Genomic DNA, 13,756 nt, shown 5'->3' with positions numbered 1-13,756 from the left:
CCCCTCAAACGAGCGGCCGATGCTGGGTCAACTCGTCGTAGACGCTGAGCACTTGGGCGACCGTCTCGTCCTCGGTGGGCCAGGTGGCGGCCTGCCGGACGCCCTTCTCCGTGAGCAGCTCACGACGCTCCGGGTCGCCGAGGAGACCGGTGACGGCGTCGGCGAGGGCCTCCGCGTCCCCGTACGGGACGAGCTCGGCCGCGTCGCCGACGAGTTCGGGGATGCCGCCGACCCGGGTCGCGACGAGCGGCACGCGCGCGTGGAGGGCCTCCTGGGCGAGCACGGAGCGCGATTCCCAGCTGCTGGGCAGCAGCGCGAGGTCGGCGGCGGCGAGCAGCGCCCGCACGTCGTCGCGCCGCCCGATGAGCCGGACGGGCAGTCCTTCGTCCTCGATACGGCGCTGCAGAACGGTCCGCAGCGGGCCCTCCCCCGCGATCACCACCAGCGGCACGGGGTCGAGAAGCCGCCACGCGCGCGTGGCGTCCAGCAGGGTGCCGTACCCGCGGTGCCGGTCGAGGGAGCCGACGGCCATCAGCAACGGACGGCCGGTGGCACCCAGTTCGGCCCGGATCTTGGGGCTCGGCCGGTCGGGGTCCTCCGGCTCCTCGGCCGCAGTCGGACCCGGCAGCGCCACGGCGGCCAGCCGAGCGTCCCGTGCCCCGGTCCGACGGGCCCGGTCCACGAGGTCCGAGGAGGTGCCGAGCACCACGGTGGCGGCCTTCACGACCCGCCGCTCCAGCAGCCGCAGCAGATGCGCTCGCGCCCCCTCGGCGTGCGCGCGGTCGTGCCAGGTGACCACGAGCGGGGTGCGCCGGCCGCTGAGGGCCAGCGCGGCACGGAAGGAGGCGTGCAACCCGTGCGCGTGCACCAGGTCGGCGTCCTTGCACGCGTCCCGCAGCGCGGCCACGGCTCCCGGGTCGCTGCTGCGCGGCACGTGCACGTGTTCGGCGCCGGTACCCGTGAAGTCGTAGGCGCGATCGGCCTCGACAGGAGCGCACACGGTGACCCGCACGCCCCGCGCGACCAGCCCCGCCGTCAGCGAACGCACGTGCGCGCTGCTGCCGGCGTTGCCGCCGCCCAGCACCTGCACGGTGCGCAGCGGTGACTGACCGGGCGGTGAGTGGCTGGTCACGGGGCTCACGTGGCCGGGGCTCCTGGTTCGGCGTCGGGCGGTCACGAAGAAAGTACAGAAGGATCGAGCGGAGGGGGTGTACCGCGCGGTTTCCTCCACGTACTACGCCAAGAATGCCAGGACGTACGGGTGTTCCTGCAACGCGGACGGGGCGGGAACCCACCGGAGGCGCCCCTGAACGGGGTGAGGACTCACTCACACGGGTGAGGAAGAGGCGCTTCCGGGGCGGGCTGAGGTACTGCCTGAACCCTCGACCGGGGCCGGTGCCCCCGACCGGCACGGCGAACCCGGCGGCGGGCCGGGCCCGCCCGCCAAGGCGACACCCACCGCGCAGCAGCCGGTCCCGCCCACGACTCGGCCGTACGACCGGCGTAGTCCTTCCCCCGGCGGCGCTAACCGTCCGCCCTGGCCGTAGCCAGCAGCTCCTCCGCATGCGCCCGAGCGGTCTCGGAGTCCTCCTGGCCCGCGAGCATGCGGGACAGCTCCCGCACCCGTTCCTCGCCCTCGAGCACCTTCACACCGGACCGTGTCACGGACCCGTCGTTCGTCTTCTCGACCAGCAACTGCCGGTCGGCGAAGGCGGCCACCTGCGGAAGGTGGGTCACGACCACGACCTGTGCGGTCTTCGCGAGCTTCGCCAGCCGCCGCCCGATCTCGACCGCCGCCTTGCCGCCGACACCGGCGTCCACCTCGTCGAAGAGATACGTCGGCACGGGATCCGTCCCCGCGAAGACGACCTCGACGGCGAGCATCACGCGCGAGAGCTCACCACCGGAGGCACCCTTGGCGATGGGCCGCGGCGGCGCCCCCGGATGCGGGGCCAGCAGCAGCTCGACCTCGTCGGCACCGGACGGCCCGTAGACGACCGTACGCCCGCCGACCTCCACGCCCTCCGGGTCCTCGGTCTGCCGGATGTCGAACGACACGCGCGCGTGCGGCATCGCGAGCGAGGCGAGCTCCGCTGTCACAGCGGCCGCGAACCGCTCCGCCGCCTCCGCCCGCGCATCCGTCAACGCCTGTGCCAGCCCGCCCAGTTCGGCCCGCAACGCATCCCGCTCGGCGGTCAGCTCGTCGATCCGCTCGTCGTCGCCGTCCAGCTCGGTCAGCCGCGCGGCACTCTGCTCGGCCCAGGCGAGCACCGAGTTGATGTCCTCCCCGTACTTGCGGGTCAGACCGGTGAGCGCCGCCCGCCGTTCCTCAACGGCCGCGAGCCGCAGGGGATCCGCGTCCAGGTCGTCGGCGTACCCAGCCAGCTCCCCGGCGACGTCACCCAGCAGGATCCCGATCTCCCCGATCCGGTCGGCGAGCGCGGCCAGGGCCGGGTCGTGCGACCGTACGGCGTCCAGCGCCCGCTGAGCCCCCGCGACGAGCGTGGCGGCGTCGATGCCCTCGGGATCCTCCGGATTGCCGGCCATGGCGGCATGAGCGGCCGTAGCGGCGGACGACAGGGCCTCCGCGTGCCCGAGCCGCTCGGCCTCCTCCGCCAGCTCCACGTCCTCCCCGGCCCTCGGCTCCACACCGGCGATCTCGTCGAGCCCGTACCGCAGCATGTCGGCTTCCTGGGCCCGCTCACGCGCGCGCGTGACGATCTCCTCCAGCTCCACGGAGACGGCCCGCAGCCGCCGGTACGCCTCGCCGTACTTCGCGAGCGGCCCCGCGACCGCGTCCCCGGCATACCGGTCCAGCGCCTGCCGCTGCCGGGACTGCTTCAGCAACCCCTGCTGGTCGGTCTGCCCGTGCACGGCCACCAGGTCGTCGGCGAGGTCCGCGAGCAGCCCCACGGGCACGCTGCGCCCGCCGACATGCGCCCGCGACCGCCCCTCGGCGGAAACGGTACGGCTGATCAGCAGCGCCCCGTCGTCGAGCTCGGCTCCGGCCTCCTCGGCGCGTACGACGGCCGAGGCGCCCGCGGGAACGGCGATCCGCCCCTCCACGACCGCCTTCTCGGCCCCGATCCGCACGAGCGCCGGGTCCGCCCGCCCGCCCAGCAGCAGCCCGAGGCTGGTGACCACCATGGTCTTGCCCGCACCCGTCTCACCGGTGACGGCAGTGAACCCGGGCGACAGCTCGACGACCGCGTCGTCAATGACTCCGAGCGACCGTATCCGCATCTCTTCCAGCACGAACACGACCTTACGAGGTCGGGGGCAGGGAGTGCGACGGCCCCCGGGCCCCTTGTGTGAAGGTGCAGGTGACGAATGTGCATCGGCTGCGCATTATCACCCGGGCGAGTGGGGTTTCAGGGGCGCGGGGAACTGCGCGAGCAACCACAAACAACCCGCAGACGCGCAAAAACCCCTGCCCCCTGCAGAGCGCTAGTGCGGCGCCCCTCGCCACCCGGAAACGGGCAACGCGAACTTGGCCACAAGCCGGTCTGTGAACGACGCGTGGTGCAGCCGAGCCAGCCGCACCGGCACAGCCCCCCGCCGCACCTCGACCCGCGCCCCCGGCGGCAACTCCACAGTCCGCCGCCCGTCACACCACAGAACCCCGGGCGGAATATGAGGCAGCACCTCAACCGCCAGCACAGAATCCGGCGACGTGACCAAGGGCTTCGCAAACAGCGCATGCGCAGAAATCGGCACCATCAGCAGCGCCTCAACCTCAGGCCACACGACGGGCCCACCCGCCGAGAACGCATACGCGGTCGACCCCGTCGGCGTGGACAGCACAATCCCGTCGCACCCGAACCCGGTCACCGGCCGCCCGTCGATCTCCAGCACGACCTCGAGCAGCTTCTCGGCGCCGGCCTTCTGTACCGCCGCCTCGTTCAGCGCCCAGTCCGTGTGCACGATGTTCCCGTTCTGGTGAACGACGACATCGACGGTCATCCGCTCCTCGACCTCGTACGCCTTCGTCACCACCCGGTCGACGACCTTGTCGAGATCGTCCCGCTCGGCCTCGGCGAGGAACCCGACCCGCCCGAGGTTGACGCCGAGCATCGGCACCCCGGACGCCCGGGCGAACTCGGCGCCCCGCAGCAGCGTCCCGTCACCCCCGAGCACGATCAGCAGCTCGCACCCGTCGAGGCACTGCGGAGTGGCCTCCTCGACCAGCTCCACCTCTTCGGGCAGCGGCAGATCACGTGCCTCGTACGCCAGGACACGCACGCCGATGTTCTCGCGCATCAGCCCCTTGACCACGAGTTCGGCGCTGCGAATGGCCGCGGGCCGCCCGGTGTGGGCGAGCAGGAAAACAGTACGAGCTCGGTTCTGGGTCAACGCGGCCCCTCCGCCACTGCACGGTCAACGTCGGCCGGGTCCAGTTCGGGTGCCCCGGTCCGCAGCCACAGAAAGTACTCGACATTCCCGGAAGGTCCGGGCAACGGACTGGCGGTGACACCCTTCACCCCGAGCCCGAGTTCCCACGCCTTGTGGGCCACCCCCCGCACGGCCTCCGCCCGCAGCTGCGGACTCCGTACGACTCCCCCACTCCCCAGCCGTTCCTTCCCCACCTCGAACTGCGGCTTGACCATCATCACCAGGTCGGCGTCCGGCTTCACACACCGCACCAGGGCGGGCAGGACCAGCCCGAGCGGGATGAAGGACAGATCCCCCACGACAAGATCCACAGGCTCCCCATCGATCTCTTCAAGCGTCAACTCGCGTACGTTCGTACGGTCCTTGACGGTGACGCGTTCATCACTCTGAAGAGTCCAGGCAAGTTGTCCGTATCCGACGTCGACGGCTACCACATGCGCGGCGCCCGCGCGCAGCAGGACGTCCGTGAAACCGCCGGTGGAAGCGCCCGCGTCCAGCGCCCGCCGTCCTTCGACGACCAGCCCCTGCGGCACGAACACCTGCAGCGCGCCCGCAAGCTTGTGCCCGCCCCGGGACACGTACTCGGGATCGCTGTCGTCGGCCTTGACGACGATCGCCGCCGCGGTCTCCACCTGCGTGGCGGGCTTGGTCGCGACGGTCCTGCCGACGGTGACCCGCCCGGACGCGATCAGCTGGCTGGCGTGCTCGCGCGAGCGCGCGAGCTTCCGGCGGACCAGCTCCGCGTCCAGACGGCGGCGTGCGACTCCTGCCACGTTCGGTTCAGCTCCTATGGCCATACGAGGGTGAAGGCGTCCTCGCGTCGTACGACGGCGAGGGCGCCGGGGGTCCCGGGCGGGCGTCGAGCGCGGTGAGCGCGTCGCGCAGCCCCCGGTGTACATCCTCGTACACCTCGAGGTGGCCGTCGGTGGCGAGGTGGTCGGCGTCGCCGAGGCGCTCCAGCTGGGCGTCCACCTCGGCGTTGCCGGTCGGGGTGCGGGGCACGTTCAGCGGCGCGGGGGCGGCGGGGTCGTACTCGGGTTCCTGCTCGGGTTCGACTTCGACCGTTTCGTCCCCCACCGTGGCGTCGGGCACAGAGTCGCTCATGCCCAGACGCTACCCCGAACGGCTGGGGTACCGTCGATCGCGATGGCCACGATCGAGGAGTGCCGCGCCGCACTCGAAAAGCTCTCGGACAACATGCAGACCGCCGAGGGGGACGTCCGCACGGCCGCGGCCCTGGACCGCTCGGTGAGCTGCCGGATCACCGACCTCGACATCACGTTCGTCGGCAGGATGACGGGCGGCCGGATCGTGGTGCAGGACACGATCCAGGGCCCACCACGGGAGAAGGCCGAGATCAGACTGACCATGAAGGGCGACGACCTGGTGGCGATGGTCAACGGCGAGCTGAACTTCGCCAAGGCCTGGGGCTCGGGCCGGGTCAAGCTGGAGGCCGGCCTGCGCGACCTGTTCCAGCTCAGGAAGCTTCTGTAGCCACCACGCGCGCGCGTGCCTTCCGCGCCGCCGGCACCACCAGCGGCGTCCCCGTCTCCGGGTCGTCGATCACCTGGCAGCGCAGCCCGAAGACCTCCTCGACCAGATCGGACGTGACGATCTCGCCGGGCGCGCCCTCGGTGACGACCCGCCCGTCGCGCAGCGCGATGAGGTGGGTGGCGTACCGGGCGGCGTGGTTGAGGTCGTGCAGCACGGCAACCAGCGTGCGGCCCTGCTCCTCGTGCAGCTCGGCGCACAGGTCGAGGACGTCGATCTGGTGCTGGATGTCCAGGAAGGTCGTCGGCTCGTCGAGCAGCAGCAGCGGGGTCTGCTGGGCGAGCGCCATGGCGATCCATACGCGCTGCCGCTGACCGCCCGACAATTCGTCGACATGGCGATCGGCGAGTGCGGCGGTCCCGGTCTGCGCCATCGCCTCCTGTACGACCCGCTCGTCCTCGGCCGACCACTGGCGCAGGATGCCCTGGTGCGGATAACGGCCACGGCCCACCAGGTCGGCGACGGTGATGCCGTCGGGCGCGATCGACGACTGCGGCAGCAGGCCCAGCGTCCGCGCGACCTTCTTCGCCGGCATCGACTGGATCACCTGCCCGTCCAGCAGCACCCGCCCCCGGCTCGGCTTCAGCATCCGCGACAGGGCCCGCAGCAGGGTGGACTTGCCGCACGCGTTCGGGCCGACGATCACGGTGAACGAACCGTCGGGGATCTCCACCGAGAGCTGCTCGGCGATGACCCGCTGGTCGTAGGCGAGGGTGACCTTCTCGGCGGACAGGCGGTTCACGGTGCTCCTTGGGGTGTACGTGTTCTTCGGGCCGCTCGTGTCCGGCTTCGAGGGGGCGCTCATATCCGGGCCGCCCTGCGCTCGATGACCAGCAGCCACAGCAGATGGACACCGCCGAGGACGCCGGTGACCACACCCACGGGCAACTGGTCGGCGCCGAAGGCCCGCTGCGAGATCCAGTCGGCGGTGACCAGCAGGGCGGCGCCCATGCACAGGGACGACAGCAGGTTGGGGCCGGGCGAGCGGGTCAGACGGCGGGCGAGCTGCGGCGCGGTGAGCGCCACGAAGCTGACGGGCCCGGCCGCGGCGGTGGCGGTCGCGGTGAGCAGCACAGCGGCCACCATCAGCAGCGCCCGTACGCGCTCCACCCGCACCCCGAGGGTGTTCGAGACGTCGTCGCCCATCTCCATCATCCGCAGCCCGCGGGCGTTGGCTAGGACCAGCGGTACGAGTACGGCGGACAGCCCGAGCAGCGGCCAGACCTGGTCCCAGTCGCGGCCGCTGAGGGACCCGGTCATCCAGACGACCGCGCGGGCGGCGTCGGCGATGTCGGACACCGTGAGCAGATAGCTGTTGACGGCCGTGACGATCGCGGACACTCCGATACCGACCAGGACCAGCCGATAACCGTGCACGCCCCGCTTCCAGGCCAGCAGATAGATGGCCAGCCCGGTCGCCAGACCCCCCACGAGCGCACCGATGGTGACCTGGGCCGCGCTCCCGGAGAACAGCACGATCATCACGAGCGCCCCGGCCGTCGCTCCCTGCCCGAGGCCGAGCACGTCCGGACTCCCCAGCGGATTGCGGGTGACGGCCTGGAACAGCGCCCCACCGAGCCCGAGCGAGGCACCGACCAGCAGCCCGACCAGGACCCGCGGCAGCCGCAACTCGTTGACGATGAACTCCTGTCCGGCGTTTCCGTCCCCGGCCAGTGCCTTCAGTACGTCGCCGGCCGGGATCGGGAAGTCGCCGGTGCCGATCAGCAGGACACTCGCGGCGAGCGCGGCGAGCAGCAGCAGGGCGACGACGGTGACGGCCCGGACGTCCAGGCGCAGGGAGAGCCCGCCCGGCGTCCTCAGCACACGGTTGCTCTTCACAGCTGCGCCGTCCTCCGTCGCCGTACCAGAAAGATGAAGACCGGACCGCCGATGACCGCGGTGATGATGCCGACCTGGAGCTCCGAAGGACGGGCGACGACCCGGCCGATGACATCGGCACCGAGCAGCAGCGCGGGCGACAGGATCATGGCGTACGGCAGGATCCAGCGCAGGTCGGGGCCGGTGAAGGACCGCACGACGTGCGGGACCATCAAGCCGACGAAGGCGATCGGCCCGCAGGCGGCGGTCGCCGCACCGCACAGCACGACGGCGGCGAGCATCGACAGTGCCCGGGTGCGGTTCAGGTTCGCGCCGAGGGCCTTGGCGGTGTCGTCGCCCATGGCCACGGCGTTGAGCGGCCGGGCGAGCAGGAGGGCGAGGAGCGTGCCGACCGCGAGGAACGGCAGCACCTGAAGGATGGTCGAGTCGGTCGCCGAAGAGAGCGAACCGACGGTCCAGAAGCGCATCTTGTTGAGCGCCGCGTCGTCCGTGATCATCACGGCCTGCAGATAGCCGTACAGCGCGGCGCTGACGGCGGTACCGGCGAGCGCGAGCCGCACCGGGGTCGCGCCCCGGCTGCCGCCGAGGAACCAGACCAGCGCACCGACGGCGGCCGCCCCGAAAAAGGCGAACCAGACATAGCCGTTGAGGGTCGTGACACCGAAGTACGTCATGGCGGTGACGACCGCGGCCGACGCGCCCGCGTTGATGCCGAGCAGCCCGGGGTCGGCCAGCGGATTGCGGGTGAGCGCCTGCAGCACCGCCCCGGACAGGCCCAGTGCCGCGCCGGCGAGCAGCCCGAGAACGGTCCGCGACAGCCGCTCGTCGACCACGACGTCGCCGTACGTCCCCGTGTCCTGGAACAGCCCGTGCCATACCTGCTCCAGGGACAGCCCTTTCGCCCCGATCGCGATGCTCGCCAGCGCGAAGAGCACCAGGACGGCGACCGATACAACGAGCCCAAAGGCACGTATCGCCCGGCGGGTTGGGGGCGCGGGGGCGGTCTCCGCGCGCTGTTCTGGAGGACTCTCAACCAACACGTAAGTTAGGTTAGCCTACCCTTGCATCGCCTCTCGATCCCCGGTCCGGACGGCCGGGCGAACCACGGGTTCCCCGTCCGCCACCCGCCCGGTGTGTCGCCTCACAACTCCAGCCGCGCCAGCGCCTTCCCCGCATCCAGCTCGCACACGCCCTCGCCGGCCGCCGTCCAGGCCGCCGCGCACAACGCCCGCAGTCCGTCCAACGCCTCCCCGTCACCGTCCAGTTCAAGCCGCTCCACACCCGCCGTCGCCGTCCAGCCCCCGCACCGGAAGCCGTCCCCCGCCTCGACGACCTCCGGCTGTCCCGTGAGCAGCCCGCGCAGATCCGCGTCGACATAGGTCGGCCGGTGCTGCGGCGGCGCGGCGAGCAGCTGCGCGCCGTCGGTGACACCGGTCAGCACGAGCAGGGAGTCGACCTCCCCGTTGAACGCGCCCTCGATGTCCGTGTCCAGCCGGTCCCCGACGACCAACGGCCGCTCGGCGCCGGTCCGCAGGATCGTCTCCCGGTGCATGGGCGGCAGCGGCTTGCCCGCGACCTGCGGTTCGGCACCGGTCGCTATCCGCACCACCTCCACCGCGGCGCCGTTGCCCGGTGCGATCCCGCGCGCACTCGGAATCGTCAGGTCTGTGTTGGAGGCGTACCAGGCCACCCCGCGCGCGATGGCGTAACAGGCCTCCGCGAACCGCGCCCACTGCAACTCGGGCCCGCCGTACCCCTGCACGACCGCCACCGGCTCGTCCTCCGCCGACTCGACGGGCACGAGCCCCCGCTCCCGCAGCGCCACCCGCAGCCCCTCCCCGCCGATGACCAGCACACGCGCCCCGGCCGGCACCTGCTCGCTGATCAGCCGTGCGACCGCCTGCGCGGAGGTGATGACGTCATCGGCGCCGGTCGGTATCCCCAGCTCGGTCAGGTGATCCGCCACGGTGTCCGGCGTCCGCAGTGCGTTGTTGGTGACGTACGCGAGACGCATCCCGCCCGCCCGAGCCGTGGCCAGCGACTCGACCGCGTAGGAGATGGCGTTGCCCCCCGCGTACACCACCCCGTCCAGATCGAGCAGCGCCGTGTCATACGCCTCGCTCAGGGCCTGCCCACTGCCCTCGGGCCTCGTCCTGACGCTCTGGCTCATTCCACATCGCTCCTCGTTCGACGGCTTTCCCCCGATCATCCCTCACGCCACTGACACACGTACGATGCCGGGATGAACACAGCAGGTCACCCGGAAGCAACGGCGCGCCGAGGCCTGGAACTCACCCCGTTCCGAGGCCTTCGCTACGACCCCGACCGGGTCGGCAGCCTCGCCGCCGTGACGTCCCCGCCGTACGACGTCGTCGTACGCCCCGACGGCCTGCACCACCTCCAGTCCGCCGACCCGCACAACATCGTCCGCCTGATCCTGCCGCAGGCCACCATCCCCACGGCCCGCAACGAACAGGCCGCCGACACCCTGCGCCGCTGGCTCTCCGAGGGCGTCCTGACCACCGACCCCGAACCCGGCCTGTACGTCTACGAGCAGCGCGACGGCGACGGAATGCTGCAGCGCGGCATCATCGGCGCCCTGCGCATCTCGGACCCGTCGGAGGGCGTGGTCCTGCCGCACGAGGACGTCATGCCGCACGTGGTCGCCGACCGCGCGGCCCTGATGCGCGCCACCTCAGCGAACCTCGAGCCCCTGCTCCTGACCTACCGCGGCAACGGCTCGACGTCTTCGGCGATCGAGGTCGTGGAACGCGTCGCCGGGCATCCCCCGCTCCTGGCCACCACCACGGAGGACGGCTTCAGCCACCGCCTGTGGTCGGTCACCGACCCGGCCGACCTCGCCCGCATCCAGTCCGACCTGGCCCAGCACCAGGCCCTGATCGCCGACGGCCACCACCGCTGGGCGACATATCGCCGCCTCCGCACCGAGCACACCTCGCCGAGCCCCTGGGACTACGGTCTCGTCCTCCTGGTCGACACGGCCCGCTACCCGCTGCGCGTCCGCGCCATCCACCGCCTCCTGCACGGCCTGCCGGTCGCCGACGCCCTGGCCGCCCTGGACGGCCTGTTCCGCATACGGCACCTGCCCGTGCCCCTGCCGGAGGCCCTGGACGCACTGGCGGACGCCGCCTGCGCCGGCAACGCCTTCCTGCTCACCGGCGACGGAGCCTTCCACCTGATCGACCGCCCGGATCCCGACCTCCTGGCCCGTACGATCCCCGCCGAACGCCCCGCCGCCTGGCGCACCCTGGACGCCACGGTCCTGCACGCCACGCTCCTCGACCATGTCTGGCACATCCCCGAGGACGACCCGGCCCGTATCGCCTACATCCACGACACGGCCGCGACGGTCGAGAAGGCGCAACGCGACGGCGGTACGGCTGTCCTGATGCACCCGGTCCGCGAGGAGGTCGTCCGCGACCTGGCCCGCCAGGGCGTGACGATGCCCCGCAAGTCGACGTCGTTCGGCCCGAAGCCCGCGTCAGGACTGGTGCTGCGCGCGCTGGACCTCTGAGTCCCTCTGGACATGCGAAAGGGCGGGACCTCACGGTCCCGCCCTTGCTCACAGCTCAGTCCTTGTCGTCCTCGACCTCGGCCTTGGCCTCGACCTCGGCCTCCGTGGCGTCGCCCGCGTCACCTTCGTCGCCCTCGTCGAAGGCGTCGACGAACTCCACGCCGTCCAGCTCGGCAAGACGGTCCGAGGCGTCCGTGCTGCCGTCCTTGTCGGCCTCGACGGCCTTCGCGAACCACTCCCGAGCCTCGCCCTCACGACCGGCGGCGAGCAGCGCGTCGGCGTACGCGTAGCGCAGCCGCGCGGTCCACGGCTGTACGGAGCTGGAGGCCAGCTCGGGGCTCTGCAGCGTCACGATGGCGGCGTCGAGCTGCCCCATGTCGCGCCGGGCGCCGGCCGCGACGAGCCGCATCTCGACCTGCCCGGCCTTGTCCAGCTTCTGCACCTCGGGCGCCCCGGCCATGTCCAGCGCCTTTTCCGGCCGCCCCAGCCCCCGCTCGCAGTCGGCCATGACGGGCCACAGCTCCACGCTGCCGGTCATCCGCCGCGCGGCCCGGAACTCCGCAAGCGCCTCGGCGTACTTCTGGTTCGCGTACGCGGCGAACCCGCCCGCCTCGCGTACGGCGGCGACGCGTGACGCCAGCCGCAGCGCGATCTTGGAGTAGGCGTAGGCGCCCTCGGGGTCCTCGTCGATGAGCCGGGCGACCATCACCAGGTTCTTGGCGACATCCTCCGCGAGCGTCTTGGGCAGGCTCAGCAGCTCCTGCCGTACGTCCTTGTCGATCTCCTCGCCAGTGACGTCCTCGGGGATGGGCAGCCGCTTGATCGGCTCACGGTCGCGGTCCCGCTCGTCACGGAACCGACCGCCGCCACCGCCCCGGTCGTCACGCCCACGGAAGCCTCCGGGGCGGCCACCACGGTCGTCCCGACGCGGGCCCCCGCGTCCACCACGGTCATCACGGCCACGGAACCCACCGCGCTCGCCCCGGTTGTCGTCCCGACGGAAGCCCCCGCGGTCGCCTTCCCGACGCTCGCCCCGGTCATCACGACGGAAGGGGGGACGGTCACCCCGGTCATCACGACGGAAGGGAGGACGGTCACCCCGGTCATCACGACGGAAGGGGGGACGGTCACCACGCTCTCCTCGGTCGCCGCGATCGTCACGGCGGAACGAGGGGCGGTCCCCACGGTCGCCACGGTCGTCACGGCGGAACGACGGACGGTCCCCACGCTCTCCGCGGTCGCCGCGGTCGTCACGGCGGAAGGACGGACGCTCTCCGCGGTCGTCACGGCGGAACGAGGGGCGGTCCCCACGGTCGTCACGGCGGAACGACGGACGCTCTCCACGGTCCCCACGGTCATCGCGCCGGAAGCCACGGTCACGGTCGTCCCTGCGGTCGTCGCGTCGATCGTAGCCGCCACGGTCGGAACCACCGCGGTTGTCATCACGCCGGTCGTCCCGACGGAACCCGCCACGGTCCCCGCGGTCCCCACGCGCATCGCTCGGGCGGTCGTCGCGCCGGCCGTAGCCGCCACCCCGGTTGTCGTCCCGACGGAAACCACCGCGGTCGTTGTCTCGCCGCTCGCCGCCACGGTCGTCACGGCGGAAGGAGGGGCGGTCCCCACGGTCCCCGCGGTCGTCCCGACGGAAGCCACGGTCACGGTCCCGGTCGTCCCGACGCGGCCCACGGTCGCGATCGTCGCGCTGGAACGCCGGACGAGGGCCACGGTCACCCTCGCGCCGGTCATCCCGCCGGCCGTAGCCGCCACCCCGGTTGTCGTCCCGACGGAAACCGCCACGGTCCCCGCGCTCATCACGCGGGCGGTCGTCACGCGGGCGGTCGTCACGCCGGCCGTGTCCGCCACCCCGGTTGTCGTCCCGGCGGCCGTGGCCACCGCGGTCGGAACCACCGCGGTTGTCATCACGCCGGTCGTCCCGACGGAACCCGCCACGGTCCCCGCGGTCCCCACTGTCCCGTCGCCGCTGGTCGCGCTCCGGTCGGTCGTCGGGAGAGTTGGTGGACATCGGTGACTCCTGTCTTCGGTACTGCAAGCATAGTAAAAACAAAAGGACCCCTGGTCCCAGCTGAACGCTGGGACCAGGGGTCCTTCCAAAGATTGTTCGGCGGCGTCCTACTCTCCCACAGGGTCCCCCCTGCAGTACCATCGGCGCTGTAAGGCTTAGCTTCCGGGTTCGAAATGTAACCGGGCGTTTCCCTCACGCTATAACCACCGAAACCCTAATGGTTTCGAGCGAACAAGCACACTCTTCTGTTATGCATTCTGCTCAAAGCCGACAACGGTCGTTGTCTCAGAACTAACACAGTGGACGCGAGCAACTGAGGACAAGCCCTCGGCCTATTAGTACCGGTCACCTCCACACCTTGCGGTGCTTCCAGATCCGGCCTATCAACCCAGTCGTCTACTGGGAGCCTTACCCCA

13 protein-coding genes and 2 rRNA genes are annotated in these 13,756 nt (G+C 71.6%); 2 read left to right on the top strand and 13 right to left on the bottom strand.

Features of this window, described 5'->3' with window-relative positions; genetic code table 11:
* Nucleotides 1-4: 4 nt before the first annotated feature.
* The 5 genes from LJ657_RS28325 to LJ657_RS28305 form a co-directional block, all read right to left on the bottom strand.
* Entirely contained in the window at nucleotides 5-1,141 is a 1,137-nt protein-coding gene (locus tag LJ657_RS28325) for a glycosyltransferase family 4 protein (RefSeq protein ID WP_232651648.1), read from the bottom strand.
* 383 nt (nucleotides 1,142-1,524) lie between these two features.
* Nucleotides 1,525-3,243 (bottom strand): DNA repair protein RecN, encoded by a 1,719-nt coding sequence (gene recN / locus LJ657_RS28320; protein ID WP_232651829.1) that lies wholly within the window; start codon nucleotides 3,241-3,243, stop codon nucleotides 1,525-1,527.
* A 204-nt stretch (nucleotides 3,244-3,447) separates the two neighbouring features.
* The gene (locus tag LJ657_RS28315) at nucleotides 3,448-4,353 is read right to left on the bottom strand and encodes an NAD kinase (RefSeq protein WP_232651647.1); all 906 of its coding nucleotides are present in this window, start codon (nucleotides 4,351-4,353) and stop codon (nucleotides 3,448-3,450) included.
* Nucleotides 4,350-5,165 (bottom strand): TlyA family RNA methyltransferase, encoded by an 816-nt coding sequence (locus LJ657_RS28310; protein WP_232651643.1) that lies wholly within the window; start codon nucleotides 5,163-5,165, stop codon nucleotides 4,350-4,352. Before LJ657_RS28310 ends, LJ657_RS28315 begins: the two co-directional genes overlap by 4 nt.
* A gap of 7 nt (nucleotides 5,166-5,172) precedes the next feature.
* Nucleotides 5,173-5,496, bottom strand: coding sequence for a hypothetical protein (locus LJ657_RS28305; protein WP_232651637.1), 324 nt, complete (start codon nucleotides 5,494-5,496; stop codon nucleotides 5,173-5,175).
* A gap of 42 nt (nucleotides 5,497-5,538) precedes the next feature.
* Between LJ657_RS28305 and LJ657_RS28300 the strand changes: the two genes are divergently transcribed.
* Nucleotides 5,539-5,886 (top strand): SCP2 sterol-binding domain-containing protein, encoded by a 348-nt coding sequence (locus LJ657_RS28300; RefSeq protein ID WP_232651635.1) that lies wholly within the window; start codon nucleotides 5,539-5,541, stop codon nucleotides 5,884-5,886.
* Here the strand turns inward: LJ657_RS28300 and LJ657_RS28295 are convergent.
* The 4 genes from LJ657_RS28295 to LJ657_RS28280 all read right to left on the bottom strand — a co-directional run bounded on the left by LJ657_RS28295 (nucleotide 5,870) and on the right by LJ657_RS28280 (nucleotide 9,952).
* Nucleotides 5,870-6,748, bottom strand: a complete 879-nt coding sequence (locus LJ657_RS28295; protein ID WP_232651634.1) for an ABC transporter ATP-binding protein — start codon at nucleotides 6,746-6,748, stop codon at nucleotides 5,870-5,872. The genes LJ657_RS28300 and LJ657_RS28295 overlap by 17 nt on opposite strands.
* Nucleotides 6,745-7,782, bottom strand: coding sequence for a FecCD family ABC transporter permease (locus LJ657_RS28290; protein WP_232651633.1), 1,038 nt, complete (start codon nucleotides 7,780-7,782; stop codon nucleotides 6,745-6,747). Before LJ657_RS28290 ends, LJ657_RS28295 begins: the two co-directional genes overlap by 4 nt.
* Entirely contained in the window at nucleotides 7,779-8,822 is a 1,044-nt protein-coding gene (locus tag LJ657_RS28285) for a FecCD family ABC transporter permease (RefSeq protein ID WP_232651631.1), read from the bottom strand. The genes LJ657_RS28290 and LJ657_RS28285 overlap by 4 nt, the downstream gene beginning before the upstream one ends.
* Nucleotides 8,823-8,923: 101 nt before the next feature.
* Nucleotides 8,924-9,952, bottom strand: coding sequence for an HAD hydrolase-like protein (locus LJ657_RS28280; RefSeq protein ID WP_232651630.1), 1,029 nt, complete (start codon nucleotides 9,950-9,952; stop codon nucleotides 8,924-8,926).
* A gap of 72 nt (nucleotides 9,953-10,024) precedes the next feature.
* On the opposite strand from LJ657_RS28280, the gene LJ657_RS28275 reads away from it, so the two are divergent.
* Nucleotides 10,025-11,317, top strand: coding sequence for a DUF1015 domain-containing protein (locus LJ657_RS28275; protein ID WP_232651629.1), 1,293 nt, complete (start codon nucleotides 10,025-10,027; stop codon nucleotides 11,315-11,317).
* A gap of 55 nt (nucleotides 11,318-11,372) precedes the next feature.
* Here the strand turns inward: LJ657_RS28275 and LJ657_RS28270 are convergent, their stop codons facing one another.
* From LJ657_RS28270 to LJ657_RS28255, 4 genes are all read right to left on the bottom strand, one after another.
* Complete coding sequence (locus tag LJ657_RS28270; RefSeq protein WP_232651828.1) at nucleotides 11,373-12,131, bottom strand: tetratricopeptide repeat protein; 759 nt, start codon at nucleotides 12,129-12,131, stop codon at nucleotides 11,373-11,375.
* Nucleotides 12,068-13,237, bottom strand: coding sequence for a hypothetical protein (locus LJ657_RS28265; RefSeq protein WP_232651827.1), 1,170 nt, complete (start codon nucleotides 13,235-13,237; stop codon nucleotides 12,068-12,070). The genes LJ657_RS28270 and LJ657_RS28265 overlap by 64 nt, the downstream gene beginning before the upstream one ends.
* A gap of 197 nt (nucleotides 13,238-13,434) precedes the next feature.
* Nucleotides 13,435-13,551 (bottom strand): 5S ribosomal RNA (gene rrf / locus LJ657_RS28260).
* 104 nt (nucleotides 13,552-13,655) lie between these two features.
* Nucleotides 13,656-13,756, bottom strand: a 23S ribosomal RNA gene (locus LJ657_RS28255); the annotation flags it as partial.

The sequence above is a fragment of the Streptomyces guryensis genome, assembly GCF_021261325.1.
Classification (GTDB): Bacteria; Actinomycetota; Actinomycetes; order Streptomycetales; family Streptomycetaceae; genus Streptomyces; species Streptomyces guryensis.
This window is presented reverse-complemented; position numbering and strand designations above follow the sequence as displayed.

What these genes read in the sequence shown, in the direction of transcription:
- recN (WP_232651829.1), bottom strand. Translation starts at nt 3,243, where the DNA reads ATGCGGATACGGTCGCTCGGAGTCATTGACGACGCGGTCGTCGAGCTG.
- LJ657_RS28305 (WP_232651637.1), bottom strand. Translation starts at nt 5,496, where the DNA reads ATGAGCGACTCTGTGCCCGACGCCACGGTGGGGGACGAAACGGTCGAA.
- LJ657_RS28300 (WP_232651635.1), top strand. Translation starts at nt 5,539, where the DNA reads ATGGCCACGATCGAGGAGTGCCGCGCCGCACTCGAAAAGCTCTCGGAC.
- LJ657_RS28295 (WP_232651634.1), bottom strand. Translation starts at nt 6,748, where the DNA reads ATGAGCGCCCCCTCGAAGCCGGACACGAGCGGCCCGAAGAACACGTAC.
- LJ657_RS28280 (WP_232651630.1), bottom strand. Translation starts at nt 9,952, where the DNA reads ATGAGCCAGAGCGTCAGGACGAGGCCCGAGGGCAGTGGGCAGGCCCTG.
- LJ657_RS28275 (WP_232651629.1), top strand. Translation starts at nt 10,025, where the DNA reads ATGAACACAGCAGGTCACCCGGAAGCAACGGCGCGCCGAGGCCTGGAA.
- LJ657_RS28265 (WP_232651827.1), bottom strand. Translation starts at nt 13,237, where the DNA reads ATGACAACCGCGGTGGTTCCGACCGCGGTGGCCACGGCCGCCGGGACG.